The organism is Micromonospora sp. NPDC048909, from assembly GCF_040649635.1.
Lineage (GTDB): Bacteria > Actinomycetota > Actinomycetes > Mycobacteriales > Micromonosporaceae > Micromonospora.
Genome location: NZ_JBEZFU010000005.1, coordinates 231,178 through 245,585 on the forward strand (window position 1 = coordinate 231,178; position 14,408 = coordinate 245,585).

Sequence of the window (14,408 nt, forward strand, 5' to 3'; positions counted from 1 at the left end):
ATCGGGAAGCGCCCGCTGGAGGTCAGGTGAGTCGCAATGTCGACATATTCTCGTGCGAGCCGCGATCGTCGCTCCAGCGCACCACACATCGCACCTGCTGCGCGCTGCCCATCTGCGCGACGAGCGCGAATCGCACCTCTCCACCGGGGGCTATCGCGTCGATCGACGGATCACCGGGCTGCGCGAGAGCGACGGTCCAGAGGTCGCCGCGATCCGTTGGATCCTTCTCGAGCACGAAGGTCACACCGAGCGCCGGGCGACTGCCGGTGTTGTGCAGCACCAGGTAGCGGTTCCGCAGGCTGCTGGCCCAGCGGTGCGAGTCGATCCGCACCCGGTCCTCGGACTGCACCCGGGGCCAGACCTCCGCGCCCGGCACCGTCGACGGTGCGCTCAACGTGGCGGCCCGCGTGCTGTGCGCCGAAACGGCGGCGACCAGGATCTTCTCAACGTGGTCGCTCAGCTGGGCGTCGTCGGCGTACCCGAGGACCAGCGCCGTCGGGCGCAGCCCGTCGAGGTAGGTCTGCAGGGCCGCCATCTGCGCGATGTCGAGGCCGCCGGGATCGACCGGCCGGCGGGACCGCAGCACCCCCACGTACTTGCCGGCGGCGCCGAGCCGCTCGATCTCCTCGGCCGTACCGGACGCCGCCACGGCCGTCGGCGTACCCAGCCGGGTCCCGAACATCGCGATGCACACATCGCACCGGTCGACGATCTGGTCGTTCAACTCGTCCTGCGGCGGGCGGCCGAACGCGGCGGCGGCGTGCACACTCCACATGATCGGGACCACCGCCGCCCCGAAGTTCTCGCCGTAGATCCCGTTCCACTTGGTGATGGCCTGCTGGACGATGCGGATGTCCGCCGCGGGGACGTCTCCGGGGCACGAGATCAACAGCCGGATCGCCAGAGCGCTGTACGGCACCGGGACCTCCACGACATCGGGTAGGGCTCCGAACTGGGTCGATGCCAACGTAAGCGACCTCGGGGCTGCCCGGTAGCCACCGATCCCGTCACCGCAAGGCACGCCGGCCCGCGCGGCGCCCGGGCCGCGCGGGCAGGGACTCCCCCGGCCTACTTCTCGGCGTAGACGAGGTCCATCGTGTCGGTACGCCCGGACCAGCGGAGTTCGAGGTGCCAGCAACCGGCCTGCGGCAGGTCGATGATCGACGGGCCGGGGCCACCCCGGACCTCCCGGCTCACCCGCGTGTCGGACCCGTCCAGCGTCGCCGTGATGCTCAGATCGGGTGACGACGTCGGGCCGGTCGAGGCCGCCGCGGGACGGGAGACCCACAGGATCTTGTTGTTGGAGCCGTCCGTCCTGTCCACCCGCAGCGGGTTTCCGAAGAGCACCGCGACGATGTCGCCCTTCGTACCGAGGACGTGCGCAACCCGGGCGTCCCCGCTGAACCCCCGGGCCGCCCAGTCGGGCAGCGGCCCCGTCTCGATCCGCGAGCCGCAGCCGCCCGCGGCACCCGCGGCCGGACTGCCGGCGACCGTGGTGGCCGGAGCACTGCCTGGCGTCTCCGACCGACCGGTGGCCGTGCAACCCGCCAGCAGGACCACCGAAGCCAGCACCACCCTGCCCCATGCCCTCATCTCGCACCCTCCGGGAAAGCGTCGAGTCTCGATGACCCGACTCGTGCCTGCGATGGAAGGACACCGGCCCGGCTCTCCGGGTTCCCTGTGCCTATCCCAGAGAGTCGGCGATCTCGATCGCCTCGGCCTTGGCGAGGTCGCCCTCGAGGCGGTAGCTCACGCCGGCCGCCTGCCAGATCAGGGTCGAGGCGGCGAGCCGCGCGGTCTCCACCCGGACCTCGCCCGCACGGTCCACGTAGGTCAGCGCGTGCGGTCCGGCGACCCACGCCGCGAAGCCACCGTGCACGGTGACCAGCTCGGCCGCGCTGGACTGCTTCAGGAAGACCGGGTCGAGTTGACCGTCGAAGGCGTCGACGCGCAGCGCGCCGCCGCGGTAGAGCAGTGTCGCCACCCGATAGCGGCCCGTGCCGTCAGGGTCGGCGACCAGCACCTGCTCAGGTGGACCCAGCCGGGCCGGTACGCGGATCGGGAAACGCACCGCACGCTGCGCCTCGTCCAGCCCGGCGGGCCGCTGCGACGGCAACGGCGACGCGGTACGGCTCGGGGGCGCCGACGCCGGCGACGTCACGATGGTGACGCCGGCGAAGCGCAGCAGACCCGCGACGGCGTCGGCGACGGCGGCCCGCCCCGGCGGCAACAGCGCGACGAGCAGGGCGACGAGCGCGGCCGCGAGGTAGTAGCGCCATCGCCGTCGACCCCGTGCGGGCGCGGCGAGCTGTGCGCGTACCCGGGCGGTCACGTCGGGCGCCTCGGGTGTCTCCAGCCACGCCCGCAGGTCGCGCAGCTCCCGCTCGAGGTCATCCACGGTGGACCTCCTGGAGGTCGAGCAAACCGCGCAGCTTCGCCAACGCCCGAGACGTGCGCGACTTCACCGTGCCCCGGGGCCAGCCCAGCATCGTCACCGTCTCGTCCTCAGTGAGGTCGAGGAAGAACCGGCACACGATCACCTCACGGTCCTTCTCCGGCAGCCGGCGCAGCGCCTGCACCAGCAGGGCGCGGCGTTCCGCGGCGAGCACCGCACCCACCGCGCCGTCGCCGGTCACCTCCGACCCCGGGTCGGCCGCCGCGGCCCGCAGCACCAGCCCGTCACGTCGGCTGCGCGACCGGTGCAGGTTACGGGTCTCGTTGGCCACGATCGCCAGCAGCCAGGAGCGGAAGGACGACTCGCGCCGATAGCGGGAGAGCTTGCGGTACCCCTTCACGAAAGCCTCCTGGATGACATCCTCGGCATCCGAGCCCGCGCCGAGCAGCACCGCGGTCCGGTACGCGGACGCGGTGTGCCGGGCGACCAGGAGTTCGTAGGCCTCCAGGTCACCTGCCTGGGCGCGGGTGACGAATTCGTCGTCGTCCAGTGGAACCTCCGGTTGATCCACCCTCATGACACCGCCCGCGGCGGGCGGGTTCCATCCGGCCGAGGGAACCCTGCCGGGTCTCGCGGTGTCACCCCGACATGATGGCCAACGCACCGATCTCCCGCCGTACCGTCCTGACGGCGCTCGCGGGTGCCGGCGCCGCCGCGCTGGTCGGCTGCGATGCCGCCCGGAGGCCGACCTCGGCCCCGGCGGCCGGCGTCCCCGACGTGCTGCTCGTCGAGGTGGACGACGGGCTGACCGTGCTTCGAGGTCCGGACCGGCAGACGATCCCGCGCTCGGTGGCCACCGCCGACGGGCGGGCGATCTACGCGACCAGGGCCGACGGCGCCGACACCGCCTTCTGGCGGGTCGACACCGGCTCGGGCCGCGCCTCCGCCCGGGTCACGCTGCCCGGGCGCTGGACGCCACAGGCCGTCTCGACCAGTGGCACGACGGTGGCGCTCACCCCGGACGAGGTCGGCGTGACCACCGGCCGGCCGGCCGGGCGCGACGTGACCCCGGTACTGGTCGCCGACGCTGGCGGGGTCCGGCACCGGCTGGAGCTGCGCGGCAACTTCGTGCCGGAGGCGTTCACCCAGGACCTCGCGGGGCTGTTCGTCCTCGAGTGGCTCCCGGCCACGGCCCCGGACCGCTACCGGGTCCGCGTCGTGGATCTGGCCACCACCGCACCGGGCCCGCTCAACACCCGGGCCAAGGCGCCGGTGCCACCCGGCGCCGAGGAGGAGATGCGCGGCGACGGACGCCAGGCGGTGCTCGCGCCGGACGGCACCATCCTCTACACGCTCTACACCCATCAGCCCGGCCATCAACACACCCGCGATCTGGTCAGCGGCCGGCCGGGCGACGCGCATGCGTTCGTGCACACGCTGAACCTCACCGAGCGGTGGGCGTACTGCATCGATCTGCCCCATCCGTTCGGGGCGGGGCCCGCGAGCGGTCACGCCATGGCCATCAGCCCGGACGGACGCCGGCTCTTCGTCGCCGACGTCACCTCGGGCACGGTCGCCGAGATCGCCACGGAAGAACTGGCGGTACGCCGGACCGCCACCGTGGTCACGGGGACTGGCGACGCGTACGCCGCCGCGGACCAGGACCGGCTCTTCATCGGCTCCGGCCCCGTGCTGCGTACCGTGGATCTCGCTAGCCTCGGCCCTGCGGCCGAGTGGCCGGTCCGCGAGCCGGTCACCGGTCTCGCGCTGAGCCCCGACCTCGGCCGGCTGCATGTCGGCCAGACCGCTGCCGTGAGCTGGCACGATGCCACCACCGGTGGGGAACTCGGACGCGTCGCCGTGCCCGGCCTGGTGGGCCTGCACGGCCTCGCCGCCGCCTGAGTCGCCGCAATCCCCGGTGGGCGTTGCCGGTGACGACTTCCCGGGCGGAACCCGGTCAGCTGGCCTCCCCAACCTCGGCGGGCTTGCGGGACCGACTCACCGGCCTCCACCGGTCATTCCCACCCCGCCCACTGTGGACGAGGTGTCCGTTCCAGGCTGAAGGTCATCGACGGGGATGCCGACGCGGACTTAGCATGTGCACGAATGGATCTTCGGGATCCACCCCCGGCCGGCTCCGGCCGCCAGCCCGACCGAAGGGAGACGCCCGTGCGTCGACCCCCCTATCTGGCACTACTCGGCGTCGGCGTGTCCGGCGCACTGGTCCTGAGCGCAGCCCCGGCATCGGCGGCCACACCCGCGGCCACCCCACCGCCAGGCATCGTGGTCAGTGACGGCATGACCCAACCGGTGTTCTCGCTCGCCGACGCGATCGAGGAGCGGGTGTACGTCCAGACCTCCGTGGACACCGACCACGACGGCCGCCGCGACCGGGTGGCGATCGACATCTCCCGGCCCCGGGAGACCGCGACGCAGGGCTTCAAGGTGCCGGTCATCTTCGAGCACAGCCCGTACCGCAAGGGCACCTGGGGCGATGTGCCGTACCCGAGCGTGCTGGTGGACGACCTGCCGCAGAACGGTCTGACCCAGCGCTCCGGGCTCCGCGCGCTCGACATGGGAATCCAGCGCGCGGAGGCGAAGGCCAATCTGCCCGGCTCGCTGGACGACTACTACGTGCCGCGGGGGTACGCGGTGGTGCTCGGCCAGAGTGTCGGCACCGGCGACTCGGACGGCTGCCCGACCAGCGGTGACCAGGCCGAGACGCTCGGCACCAAGGCGGTCATCGACTGGCTGAACGGCCGGGCGAAGGGCTACGACGCCGCCGGCGCACCGGTCACCGCCGGTTGGACCACCGGCGCGGTCGGGATGACCGGCGTCTCGTACAACGGGACGCTGCCCAACCAGGTGGCCACCACCGGGGTCGAGGGGCTCAAGACCATCGTGCCGGTCTCCGCGATCAGCAGCTGGTACGACTACTACCGGGCCAACGGTCTGGTCGTCGCGCCCGGGACGTACCAGGGTGAGGACACCGACATCCTGGCCCAGTACACGGCCGGCCAGGCGCGGGCCGAAGGGCCCTGCGCCGACGAGATCGCCGAGATCACCGAGGAGCAGGACCGGGTCACCGGCGACTACTCGAAGTTCTGGCAGGATCGCGACTACCTCGACGCCCGGGACGTGGAGGCGAGCGTCTTCGTCGTGCACGGCCTCAACGACTGGAACGTGAAGACCGAGCACTTCGCGGGCTGGTGGGACGAGCTGGCGAAGCGGCACGTGCCGCGCAAGATCTGGCTGCACCAGGGCGGGCACGGTGGCCCCGGCAGCAACGCGTCGGTGACCCTGCCCGACGGGCGGACCTGGACCTACAAGCAGACCGAGAACCGCTGGTTCGACTTCTGGTTGTGGAACGTGCGCAACGGGATCATGGACGAGCCGACCGCGGTGCTGCAGCGGGAGGACCGGGCGTACACCACGTACGCCAACTGGCCGGACCCGGGTGCCCGTGAGGTGGCGGTGAAGCTGGCCGCGTCCACTGCCGGCGAGCCGGGCACGCTCACCTCGGGCAAGCAGCCCAAGGCCAAGGTGGAGCAGACCTTCGTCGACGAGGGTCGGACCATCCACCCGGACGTCCTGGTGGCGAACCCGGACGCGGCGAGCCCGAACCGGCTCGCCTACCGCTCCCCGGCGCTGGCCCGCGACGTCCGCATCTCCGGCCGTCCGGAGATGCGGCTACGGATGGCGATCGACAACAAGCCGGACGCGAACCTCACCGCGTACCTGGTCGACTACGGCCCAGCCGGTTCGACGGCCGCGCCCACCGTGGTCACCCGGGGTTGGATGGACCCGCAGAACCGTAAGAGCGCGTCGCGCACCGAGTCGGTCAAGCAGGGCAAGCTGTACGACTACCGGTGGACCCTGGAGCCGAAGGACTACATCTTCCAGGCAGGTCACCGGATCGGCGTGGTGGTGTTCTCCAGCGACCAGGAGTACACCCTGCTGCCGCTCGGCGGCACCGAGCTGCGGGTCGCGCCGAACGACAGCGAGCTGCGTCTGCCGGTGGTGGGCGGACGGGCCGTACTCGGGTTCTGACCGGCCGGGTCGGCCGGTGGCGCCGACCGACCCGCGGGTTGGTGGAGACGCAGATCAAAGGTGGGGCGGTCCGACAGGTCGGGCTGCCCCATCTGCTCGTCGGGGCCGGGCCGGCGTTTCCGCACCTTTCCGGCACCCACGCGAGTCACGGAGGGCGGCGTGGCCGGCGGTATGGTTCTCGCGTGACCAGCGCCCCCGGCCGCGCGAAGCGGCCCACCATGGTGGACGTGGCGGCGCGGGCCGGGGTGAGCCTGAAGACCGTCTCGCGGGTCGTGAACAACGCCCCCTACGTGCAGCGGGAACTGGCGGAGCGGGTGCTGGCGGCCGCGACCGAGCTGGGCTTTCGCCGCAACCACCTGGCCAGCTCGCTGCGCTCCGGCCGGACCACGGCGACAATCGGGCTGCTGATCGAGGACATCGCCAACCCGTTCTACGCCACCATCGCCGGCGCCGCCGCCGAGGTCGCCCGCCAGCACGACACGATGCTGATCATCGCCAGTTCGGAGGAGGAGCCGGAGCGGGAACGGGAGCTGCTGTCCGATCTCTGCGCCCGCCGGGTCGACGGCCTCCTCGTGGTTCCGGCCGGCGACGACCACTCGTTCCTCCGGGCCGAGGTGGAACTCGGCATCCCGGTGGTCTTCCTCGACCGGCCGGCGGGCGGGTTGCCCGCCGACACCGTCCTGCTGGACAACCGGGGCGGCGCCCGGAGCGGGGTCGCCACGCTGATCGAGGCGGGGCACCGCCGGGTCGCCATCCTCTTCGACTCGACCAGCGTCTACACGATGCGCGAGCGACTCGCCGGCGCCCGGGAGGCGCTGGCCGCGGCCGGCGCCACGGCGGACGACCGGCTGGTCCGGGGCGGCGTCCGCGACCCCGAGACGGCAGCCCGGGTGGTCGGCGAGCTGCTCGACCAGCCCGATCCGCCGACCGCCTTCTTCAGCCTCAACAACCGGATCACCCTCGGCGCGGTGGAGGAACTCCACCGGCGCGGCAGCGATGCCGCCCTGCTCGGCTTCGACGACTTCGACGTGGCCCGCCTGCTGCCGTACCCGCTCACCGTGATCGCGTACGACACCCGCAAGCTGGCGCGCACCGCCGCCGAGCTGCTGTTCGGGCGGATCGAGGGCGACCGTTGCGCACCACGTAGCCTGCTGATCCCCACCGAACTGGTCGCCCGGGGTCTGCCCGCCAGCTGAGCCGGCACCCGTCGCGGGCCGCGACCACCCCCCGGGCACGCAGGACGGGACGGTGAGGGGCGGACGCGCATCGATCTGCCCGGTCCATCCCACTGCCGCCCGTCGGGCTTTGCCGAAGCTCGGCTTCGCGCCTGGAGCCGTCACCACGTCTGGACCCCGGGCTCCGCCACGGCCGGGTGCGCCGAACCGCCGACACCCCCTTCACCTCTCCGCCGGAACTCTGCTTAGAATGACAATCGTTTTCAAGTAGAGAGGACTGAGATGTGACGTCACCAGTCGCACCCCTCGACGCCGCCGCCTCTGCGGCCGACACCCGCCCCTCGCTGACCATGCTCAGCGGCTTCTGGCCGACGGCGACGTACGCCATCGCCCGTACCCTGCTCGCCGCGGACCCGTCCCTGCTGCTGGTGCGGCACGACCTCACCGACGTCCGCCAGGGCGGCGTGCACCGGGTGGTACGCGACGGGGCGGGCATCCTGGAGGACGAACGGATCACCCTGGCCCACGGCTGCGTCTCCTGCACCCTGCGCGAGGACGTGCTGCCCACCCTGGCCCGGCTGGCCCGCACCCACCCCCACCGGGACCTGGTGCTGATGCTGCCCGAGGTGGTCGAGCCGGAGGCGGTCGCCGCCGCCTGCGCCCACTGCCTCGTCGACGGGGCGCCGATCACCGATGCGCTGCACATCGACTCGTACGTCACCGTGGTCGACGCCGAACACCTGCTCGACGGCCTCGCCAGCACCGACGACCTGAAGACCCTGGGCGTCCACGCCGCCGACGACGACCACCGGGCGCTGGCGGACGTCGTGGTCCGACAGATCGAGTACGCCGACACGCTCGTCCTGTGGGGACGGTCCCGCGAGGGGGCGTACGACGACAGCCGACTGTCGGTGTTGCTGCAGCGACTGGCTCCGTGGGCGACCCAGGTACGCGTCGACGGGGACCTCGTCGACGCCGACGAGCTGACCCGCCAGCTGCGCGACACCCGCCGCCACCGGCCGGAGACGCCCGCGGTGCTGGCCCGGGGCCTGGAGGGGCACACCCTCGGGGTGCACGAACCGCACTCCGAGTGCGGGGTGGTCTCCGCGGTCTTCCGCGCCCGCCGACCGTTCCACCCCCGGCGACTGCACGACGTGCTCGAGGACGTCAACGCCGAGGTCGTCCGCTCCCGCGGTCACCTCTGGCTGGCCAGCCAACCCGACGCGGTGCTCGCCTGGGAGTTCGCCGGCGGGGGCCTCACCATCGGGTCCTTCGGTCGCTGGCTGGTCGCCCTACCCGACGCGTACTGGGACGACGCGTCCGACCACCGGCGGCTCGCCGCGGCGCTGGACTGGGACCCCTACTACGGCGACCGGCACCAGCACCTGGTCTTCATCGGCCTGGACCTCGACCCGGTGGACCTGCACCGCACCCTGAGCGCCTGCCTGCTCAGCGACCCCGAACTCGCCGACGGCGAGGACGTCTGGCGGACCTACGACGACCCGTTCGCCGGCTGCTTCCCGCTCACCGACCTCGTTCCCGACCGCACCGACAGCCCTGGAGACATCGCCGCATGAAGCCCGGAATCCACCCCCGCTACCAGCCGGTCGTGTTCCGTGACCGCGCCGCCGACTTCGCCTTCCTCACCCGCTCCACCGCCACCAGCGACCAGCGCGTCGAGTGGACCGACGGCAACACCTACCCCGTCATCGACGTGCAGATCTCCGCTGCCAGCCACCCGTTCTGGACCGGCCGGCAGCGGCTGCTCGACACCGCGGGCCGGGTGGAGAAGTTCCGCGCCAGGTACGCCCGACGCGGGCCGCGGCAGCCCGGCTGAGCGTGCGGCAACGGCGTGACGAGGCGGCGGCCGCGGCGCCGTGCCGGGGCCGCCCGTCAGCCGGCCGCGGGAATCGCGTAGAAGGCGCTGGGGTCCGCGGCGAGCGCGGCCTTGACCTGGGCGCTCCACTCGTCGGCGACGACCTCCAGCTTGCCGGCCTCGATGCCGTCGAGGGCGAGTCGGGCCACCACCGCGGGGTCGATCTTGTCGCCCTCGAAGTCGGCCGACATGTCGGTGTCGGCGAGACCCAGATGCAGACCGGTCACCAGGGTGCCCTGACCGGCCAGTTCGAGTCTGATGCCGTTGGTCAGGCTCCAGCCGGCCGCCTTCCCGACGCCGTACGCGTTGGCTCCGTCGTAGGAGAACCAGGACATCGCGGAGAGCACGTTGAGGATCGCCCCGCCGCCGTTGCCCGCCAGCACCGGCGCGAAGGCCCGGGCCATGCCGAGCGGACCGTAGAGGTGGGTCTCCAGCTCCAACCGGATCCGGTTCAGGTCTCCGTCGATCAGGTTGGTCCAGGTGTTGATCCCCGCGTTGTTGATGAGCAGGTTGACGTCGGGCGCCGCCACGGCGGCCGCCTCGACCGACCGCGGGTCGGTGACGTCCAGGCCCAGCCGCTCGACCCCGGGGAGGTCGATCCGCTCGGGATCGCGGGCCGTGGCGTAGACCTTCGCCGCGCCCCGCTCGAGCAGTTCCCGGGTGAAGTGCCGGCCGAGGCCACGGTTGGCGCCCGTCACGAGCGCTACCGAACCAGAGATCCGCATGACTACCTCCAAGGCTTGGGTTCCGTACGCGAGCTACGCTAGAACCTCACGTGGACGTGAGATGCAAGTCGCGTGGCCGGCGTCACCAGGCAGGAGGAGGAACCGTGCGGATCGGTGATCTCGCCGCGGAGACCGGCGTGTCCGTACGCGCGCTGCGGTACTACGAGGAGCAGTCCCTACTGATCCCGGCGCGCACCAGCGGCGGCCAGCGCCACTACCCGGACAGCGCGGTCGACCGGGTGCGCCTGATCCAGACGCTGTACGCCGCCGGCCTGCCCAGCAGGACCATCCTCGACCTGCTGCCCTGCGTCGACGCGAAGGTGAACACGCCGGAGTCCCGCGCCCTGCTGCGCGCGGAGCGCGACCGCATCGAGCACCAGATCAGCCAGCTCACCGAGGCCAGAGACCGACTGAACGCGGTCATCGCCTTCAGCGAGAGCCCGGCCAGCGGCTGCACCCGGACGGACACCACCGCGGCGTAGCCGTCCCGACGGGCCACCCGATGCATAGCCCGGGGCAACGCCGCACACTCGCCGTACTGGCGTGGCACATCGTCCGCTGTCATCATCACCGGCATGCCCGTTGCCCGTCGTACGCTGCTCGGGGCCGGCCTGGCCGCAGCGACCACCGCCCTGACCGGCTGCGGCGGCAACGACGAGCCCGGCCCGGGCCGGACCGGCCCCGGTGATACGGTCGCCGCGACCGATGCCGCCGGGAACAGGGTCGGGTTCGGCTCGGCCCGGAGCAGCCCGCCGGGCACCCCCGCAACCGGCGGCGACGCCACGCCGGCGAACCAGGCCCGCTACGCCCCGGAGGTGACCGCCCTGCTCCGGCGGCACCTGCCCGCCACACCGCAAGCCCTCCGGCACCGCGGCTTCCCCGGCGCGGTCGCCCTCGTCCTGGTCGACGGGAAGACGACGGTGCACACCGCGGTCGGGGAGGCGCTGCGCTACGCGGCCGGCCCGAAACTCCTCGCGACGAGACAGCGCGTCCCGATGCGCCCGGACTCCATCTTCGACCTTGCCTCGGTCACCAAGGTCTACACCGCCATCCTGCTCCTGCAGCAGGTCGACAAGGGGCGCGTCGAGCTCGACACCCCGGTCCGGAACTACCTGCCCGGCTTCACCGGCGCCGGCAAGGACCGGGTCACCGTCGAGATGCTGCTCACCCACACCAGCGGCCTCCCGGTCGGCGCCAAGGTCACCGGCCTGGCCGATAACACGGCCCGCTGGAACGCCGTGCTCGCCACCCCGCTGATCTCCGGCGCGGCTCCGGGCCGCACGTTCCGCTACTCCAGCGTCGGGCTCATGGTCGCCGGCAGGATCGTCGAGAAGGTCACCGGCCAACGCCTCGACCGCGCCCTCAAGGCCAACCTCACCGGGCCACTCGGCCTTCGGGACACCGGCTTCAACCCCGGCACCTGGCTGTCGACCAGCGCCAAAGCCACCCGCCTGGTCGCCACCGACGCCCGGTCCTCCCGGGGTCTGCTCCGCGGCACCGTCCACGACGACGTCGCCAACCACCTCGGCGGCGTCGCCGGGCACGCCGGCGTCTTCGCCTCCGCCGCCGACCTCGCCGTCCTCGGGCAACTCCTGCTCAACGGCGGCACCTACCAGGGCAAGCGCATCCTCGCCGCCAGCACCGTCCGGCGGATGCTGACCAACCACAACGCCGGCAAACCCGCCGTCGACCCCGAGCGCCCCAACCGCACGTCCGCCCACGGCCTCGGCGTCGTCCTCGACCAACCATGGTTCATGGGCCGGCTCGCCTCCCCCCGCGCCTTCGGGCACACCGGCTTCGCCGGCCCGTCGCTGCTGGTCGACACCGACCGCAAGCTCGTCCTCGCCCTGCTCACCAACCGAGCCCACCCGAACTGGAGTTGGGCGGACCCCGATCCGGTCCGCGCCGCCGTCGGTGACCTGCTCGCCAGAGCCGTCAGCTGACCGCAACACCGGCCACCACGGCACGTCGGCCCTGCCCGCTCGCCGGGCCTCGCCGCCCTGCCGGACGGGTGACGAGGCCCGGTCGCGGATCAGCAGTAGAGGTTGGCTCCGGCGGCGACGCCGAGGATGCCGACGAACTGCTGGTACTTGGTGACGCGGCTCTGCACCTGCGCGGGGTTGCCGCCGTTGCACTCGATCGAGCCGTTGATGCTGCGGATGGTCTCGCCGAACCCGGCACCGGTGACCATCGCGTTGTGGGCGGTCATGGTGCCGGGGCCGTTCTGGGTCATCCAGTACCAGATGGCGGTCTTCCAGGCCACCGCGGCGTCGTTCTGCACCAGCCACGGGTTGGTCAGCAGGGGCAGCCCGAGGGCGTTCCCGGCGGCGTTGTAATTGAAGTTCCAGCTCAGCTGGATCGGCCCGCGACCGTAGTAGGCGGCCTGGCCGGCGGGGCAGCCGTAGGGCTGGCCGGGGTCGCAGTAGTGCGGGTAGTTCGCGGTGTTCTGCTCCACGATGTGGACGAGCCCGCCGGTCTCGTGGTGCACGTTCGCCAGGAAGGCCGCCGCCTCCTGTCGTTGCACCGTGGCGCTGCCGGTCCTGGTGAACGCCGAGTAGGCATTGAGCGCCGTGACCAGCCCGGAGTACGTGTAGAAGGAGTTGCGGCCGGGGAACATCTGGTTGAACTGCGCCTCGCTGACCACGAAGCCACCAGGGTTGGTGGGCGGGGTGGTCGGCGGCTGGTTCCCACAGGTGTACGGCTCCCAGTACCAGGTGCTGATGACGGGGTCGTAGCCGGGATTGTCGTGCTCGGCGATGTAGTACTGGCCGTTGGTGTATCGCACGATGGCCCCGGCGGTGTACCAGGTGCCGGCGACCCAGTTCGGGTGATTGCAGCTTCCCCCGGGCGGCGGCGTGCTGCCGCCGCCGCAGGCCCCGAGGTCCTGCCAGACGCCGGTGGTGCCCGGCGGCGCCTCGTTCTGGGTCCACCACTTGGCCTGGTAATTGCGGCCGTTGTGGGAGACCTGGACGCCTCCCGTGTAGACGGCCGACGACTGCCACGGCGCCGCACAGGCCGCGGCCGATGCCGGGGTCGACGGGATGATCGCCACCAGTGCGCCGGCGACGACCAGCGCCGCAAGCGCGACCAGGGCGCGCAGTCTCGACATGTGATCACTCCTTCCTGGGAACACCACGGCCGACGGCCAGGGGTTACATCGACAGGAGTGACTGTAACATCTTCTGTTCACAATCCTTACTATTGGCGCGGCGGCGAATCCCCTCGCGCCTCGTCAGCCGTCGCGGCGTCGTCAGCGCAGCCGCCGGGCGGTGAACCTGGCCGGCGGTTCGGCGATCGCGTCCTGAGCGGCAACCAGCTGGATCTCCCGGGTGCCCGCCGCGAGGGTCGCCTCAAGAACGGCGAAGACCGAGGCGACGGTGCGTTCCAGTGCCGTCGCGGGCGAGCCCGTCGTCCACAGATGCGCGAGGTACAGCGCCGCGGTGACGTCGCCGCCGCCGTTCGGGTTGATCGGCAGCAGCGGCGTGGTCACCGCCCAGGCACCCTCGTCCGAGACGGCCACGACCTCCAGCGACCCCGTGGGCACGTCGTCGTGGAGCACGCTGGTGACCAGGGCGTGCCGCGGCCCCGTCGCGCGCACCACGTCGACCGCAGCCAGCACCTCCGTCAGGGAGTTCGTCCTACGGCTGGCGAGGAAGTCCAGCTCGAAGTGGTTCGGGGTGATGATGTCCGCGCGCGGGACGACGACGTCGCGCAGGTACTCCGGGATACCGGGCCGGACGAACATCCCGCGTCCGACGTCGCCCATCACCGGGTCGCAGCAGTACACCGCGTCGGGGTTGGCGGCCTTGACCTTGTCCACCGCGTCGAGGATCACCGCGCCCATCGTCGGGTCACCCTGGTAGCCGGACAACACCGCGTCGGCGCTGCCGAGGACTCCGCGATCGGCGATGCCCGCGATGACCTCGGCCACGTCGTCCGGCGCCAGCAGCGGCCCGCGCCACGCGCCGTACCCGGTGTGGTTGGAGAAGTGGACCGTCAACACCGGCCAGACCTCGTGGCCGAGGCGCTGGAGGGGAAAGGTGGCCGCGGAGTTCCCGACGTGGCCGTAGGCGACCGAGGACTGGATGGACAGGATCTTCACCAGCCCATTCTGGCGGTTCCCGCCGGCGCCACCCGTACCACCTGCCACTTCTGTCGGATGACCCACTCCGGGCGCCGGACCGGAA

The 14,408-nt window shown here is 72.1% G+C and carries 14 protein-coding genes; 7 read left to right on the top strand and 7 right to left on the bottom strand.

The window, feature by feature from the left end; genetic code table 11:
- Positions 1–22: 22 nt before the first annotated feature.
- The 4 genes from AB0C04_RS16090 to AB0C04_RS16105 all read right to left on the bottom strand — a co-directional run bounded on the left by AB0C04_RS16090 (position 23) and on the right by AB0C04_RS16105 (position 2,966).
- Complete coding sequence (locus AB0C04_RS16090; RefSeq protein ID WP_357054378.1) at positions 23–919, bottom strand: hypothetical protein; 897 nt, start codon at positions 917–919, stop codon at positions 23–25.
- Between the two features lie 149 nt (positions 920–1,068).
- Positions 1,069–1,593, bottom strand: coding sequence for a hypothetical protein (locus AB0C04_RS16095; protein ID WP_357054381.1), 525 nt, complete (start codon positions 1,591–1,593; stop codon positions 1,069–1,071).
- 91 nt (positions 1,594–1,684) lie between these two features.
- Entirely contained in the window at positions 1,685–2,398 is a 714-nt protein-coding gene (locus AB0C04_RS16100; protein WP_357054384.1) for a hypothetical protein, read from the bottom strand.
- Positions 2,391–2,966, bottom strand: coding sequence for an RNA polymerase sigma factor (locus AB0C04_RS16105; RefSeq protein WP_357054387.1), 576 nt, complete (start codon positions 2,964–2,966; stop codon positions 2,391–2,393). The genes AB0C04_RS16100 and AB0C04_RS16105 overlap by 8 nt, the downstream gene beginning before the upstream one ends.
- 80 nt (positions 2,967–3,046) lie before the next feature.
- On the opposite strand from AB0C04_RS16105, the gene AB0C04_RS16110 reads away from it, so the two are divergent.
- The 5 genes from AB0C04_RS16110 (at position 3,047) to AB0C04_RS16130 (ending at position 9,457) form a co-directional block, all read left to right on the top strand.
- Positions 3,047–4,297, top strand: a complete 1,251-nt coding sequence (locus AB0C04_RS16110) for a hypothetical protein (RefSeq protein WP_357054390.1) — start codon at positions 3,047–3,049, stop codon at positions 4,295–4,297.
- Positions 4,298–4,603: 306 nt separating this feature from the next.
- The gene (locus AB0C04_RS16115; RefSeq protein ID WP_357055263.1) at positions 4,604–6,445 is read left to right on the top strand and encodes a Xaa-Pro dipeptidyl-peptidase; all 1,842 of its coding nucleotides are present in this window, start codon (positions 4,604–4,606) and stop codon (positions 6,443–6,445) included.
- Positions 6,446–6,663: 218 nt separating this feature from the next.
- Entirely contained in the window at positions 6,664–7,641 is a 978-nt protein-coding gene (locus tag AB0C04_RS16120) for a LacI family DNA-binding transcriptional regulator (RefSeq protein WP_357055266.1), read from the top strand.
- Between the two features lie 329 nt (positions 7,642–7,970).
- Positions 7,971–9,197, top strand: a complete 1,227-nt coding sequence (locus AB0C04_RS16125; RefSeq protein WP_357055269.1) for a GTP-binding protein — start codon at positions 7,971–7,973, stop codon at positions 9,195–9,197.
- The gene (locus AB0C04_RS16130; RefSeq protein ID WP_357054393.1) at positions 9,194–9,457 is read left to right on the top strand and encodes a type B 50S ribosomal protein L31; all 264 of its coding nucleotides are present in this window, start codon (positions 9,194–9,196) and stop codon (positions 9,455–9,457) included. Before AB0C04_RS16125 ends, AB0C04_RS16130 begins: the two co-directional genes overlap by 4 nt.
- Before the next feature lie 56 nt (positions 9,458–9,513).
- On the opposite strand, the gene AB0C04_RS16135 is transcribed toward AB0C04_RS16130, so the two are convergent.
- Positions 9,514–10,221 (bottom strand): SDR family oxidoreductase, encoded by a 708-nt coding sequence (locus AB0C04_RS16135; protein ID WP_357054396.1) that lies wholly within the window; start codon positions 10,219–10,221, stop codon positions 9,514–9,516.
- Between the two features lie 104 nt (positions 10,222–10,325).
- Between AB0C04_RS16135 and AB0C04_RS16140 the strand changes: the two genes are divergently transcribed.
- Together AB0C04_RS16140 and AB0C04_RS16145 are read left to right on the top strand one after the other, a co-directional pair.
- Complete coding sequence (locus tag AB0C04_RS16140) at positions 10,326–10,703, top strand: MerR family transcriptional regulator (protein ID WP_357054399.1); 378 nt, start codon at positions 10,326–10,328, stop codon at positions 10,701–10,703.
- 93 nt (positions 10,704–10,796) lie between these two features.
- Positions 10,797–12,164: a serine hydrolase domain-containing protein gene (locus AB0C04_RS16145; protein WP_357054402.1), complete on the top strand. Its 1,368-nt coding sequence runs from the start codon at positions 10,797–10,799 to the stop codon at positions 12,162–12,164.
- 89 nt (positions 12,165–12,253) lie between these two features.
- Here AB0C04_RS16145 and AB0C04_RS16150 read toward each other — a convergent pair whose 3' ends face one another.
- Positions 12,254–13,330: a glycoside hydrolase family 19 protein gene (locus AB0C04_RS16150; protein WP_357054405.1), complete on the bottom strand. Its 1,077-nt coding sequence runs from the start codon at positions 13,328–13,330 to the stop codon at positions 12,254–12,256.
- 141 nt (positions 13,331–13,471) lie between these two features.
- A complete protein-coding gene (gene pdxY / locus AB0C04_RS16155) occupies positions 13,472–14,323 on the bottom strand; it encodes a pyridoxal kinase PdxY (protein WP_357054408.1) in 852 nt (283 codons plus the stop codon).
- Between the last annotated feature and the right edge of the window lie 85 nt (positions 14,324–14,408).

Excerpts from the sequence above, each read along its gene's own strand:
- AB0C04_RS16120 (WP_357055266.1), top strand. The coding sequence starts at position 6,664 with ATGGTGGACGTGGCGGCGCGGGCCGGGGTGAGCCTGAAGACCGTCTCG.
- AB0C04_RS16130 (WP_357054393.1), top strand. The coding sequence starts at position 9,194 with ATGAAGCCCGGAATCCACCCCCGCTACCAGCCGGTCGTGTTCCGTGAC.
- AB0C04_RS16150 (WP_357054405.1), bottom strand. The coding sequence starts at position 13,330 with ATGTCGAGACTGCGCGCCCTGGTCGCGCTTGCGGCGCTGGTCGTCGCC.
- AB0C04_RS16135 (WP_357054396.1), bottom strand. The coding sequence starts at position 10,221 with ATGCGGATCTCTGGTTCGGTAGCGCTCGTGACGGGCGCCAACCGTGGC.
- AB0C04_RS16125 (WP_357055269.1), top strand. The coding sequence starts at position 7,971 with ATGCTCAGCGGCTTCTGGCCGACGGCGACGTACGCCATCGCCCGTACC.
- AB0C04_RS16145 (WP_357054402.1), top strand. The coding sequence starts at position 10,797 with ATGCCCGTTGCCCGTCGTACGCTGCTCGGGGCCGGCCTGGCCGCAGCG.
- AB0C04_RS16095 (WP_357054381.1), bottom strand. The coding sequence starts at position 1,593 with ATGAGGGCATGGGGCAGGGTGGTGCTGGCTTCGGTGGTCCTGCTGGCG.
- AB0C04_RS16110 (WP_357054390.1), top strand. The coding sequence starts at position 3,047 with ATGGCCAACGCACCGATCTCCCGCCGTACCGTCCTGACGGCGCTCGCG.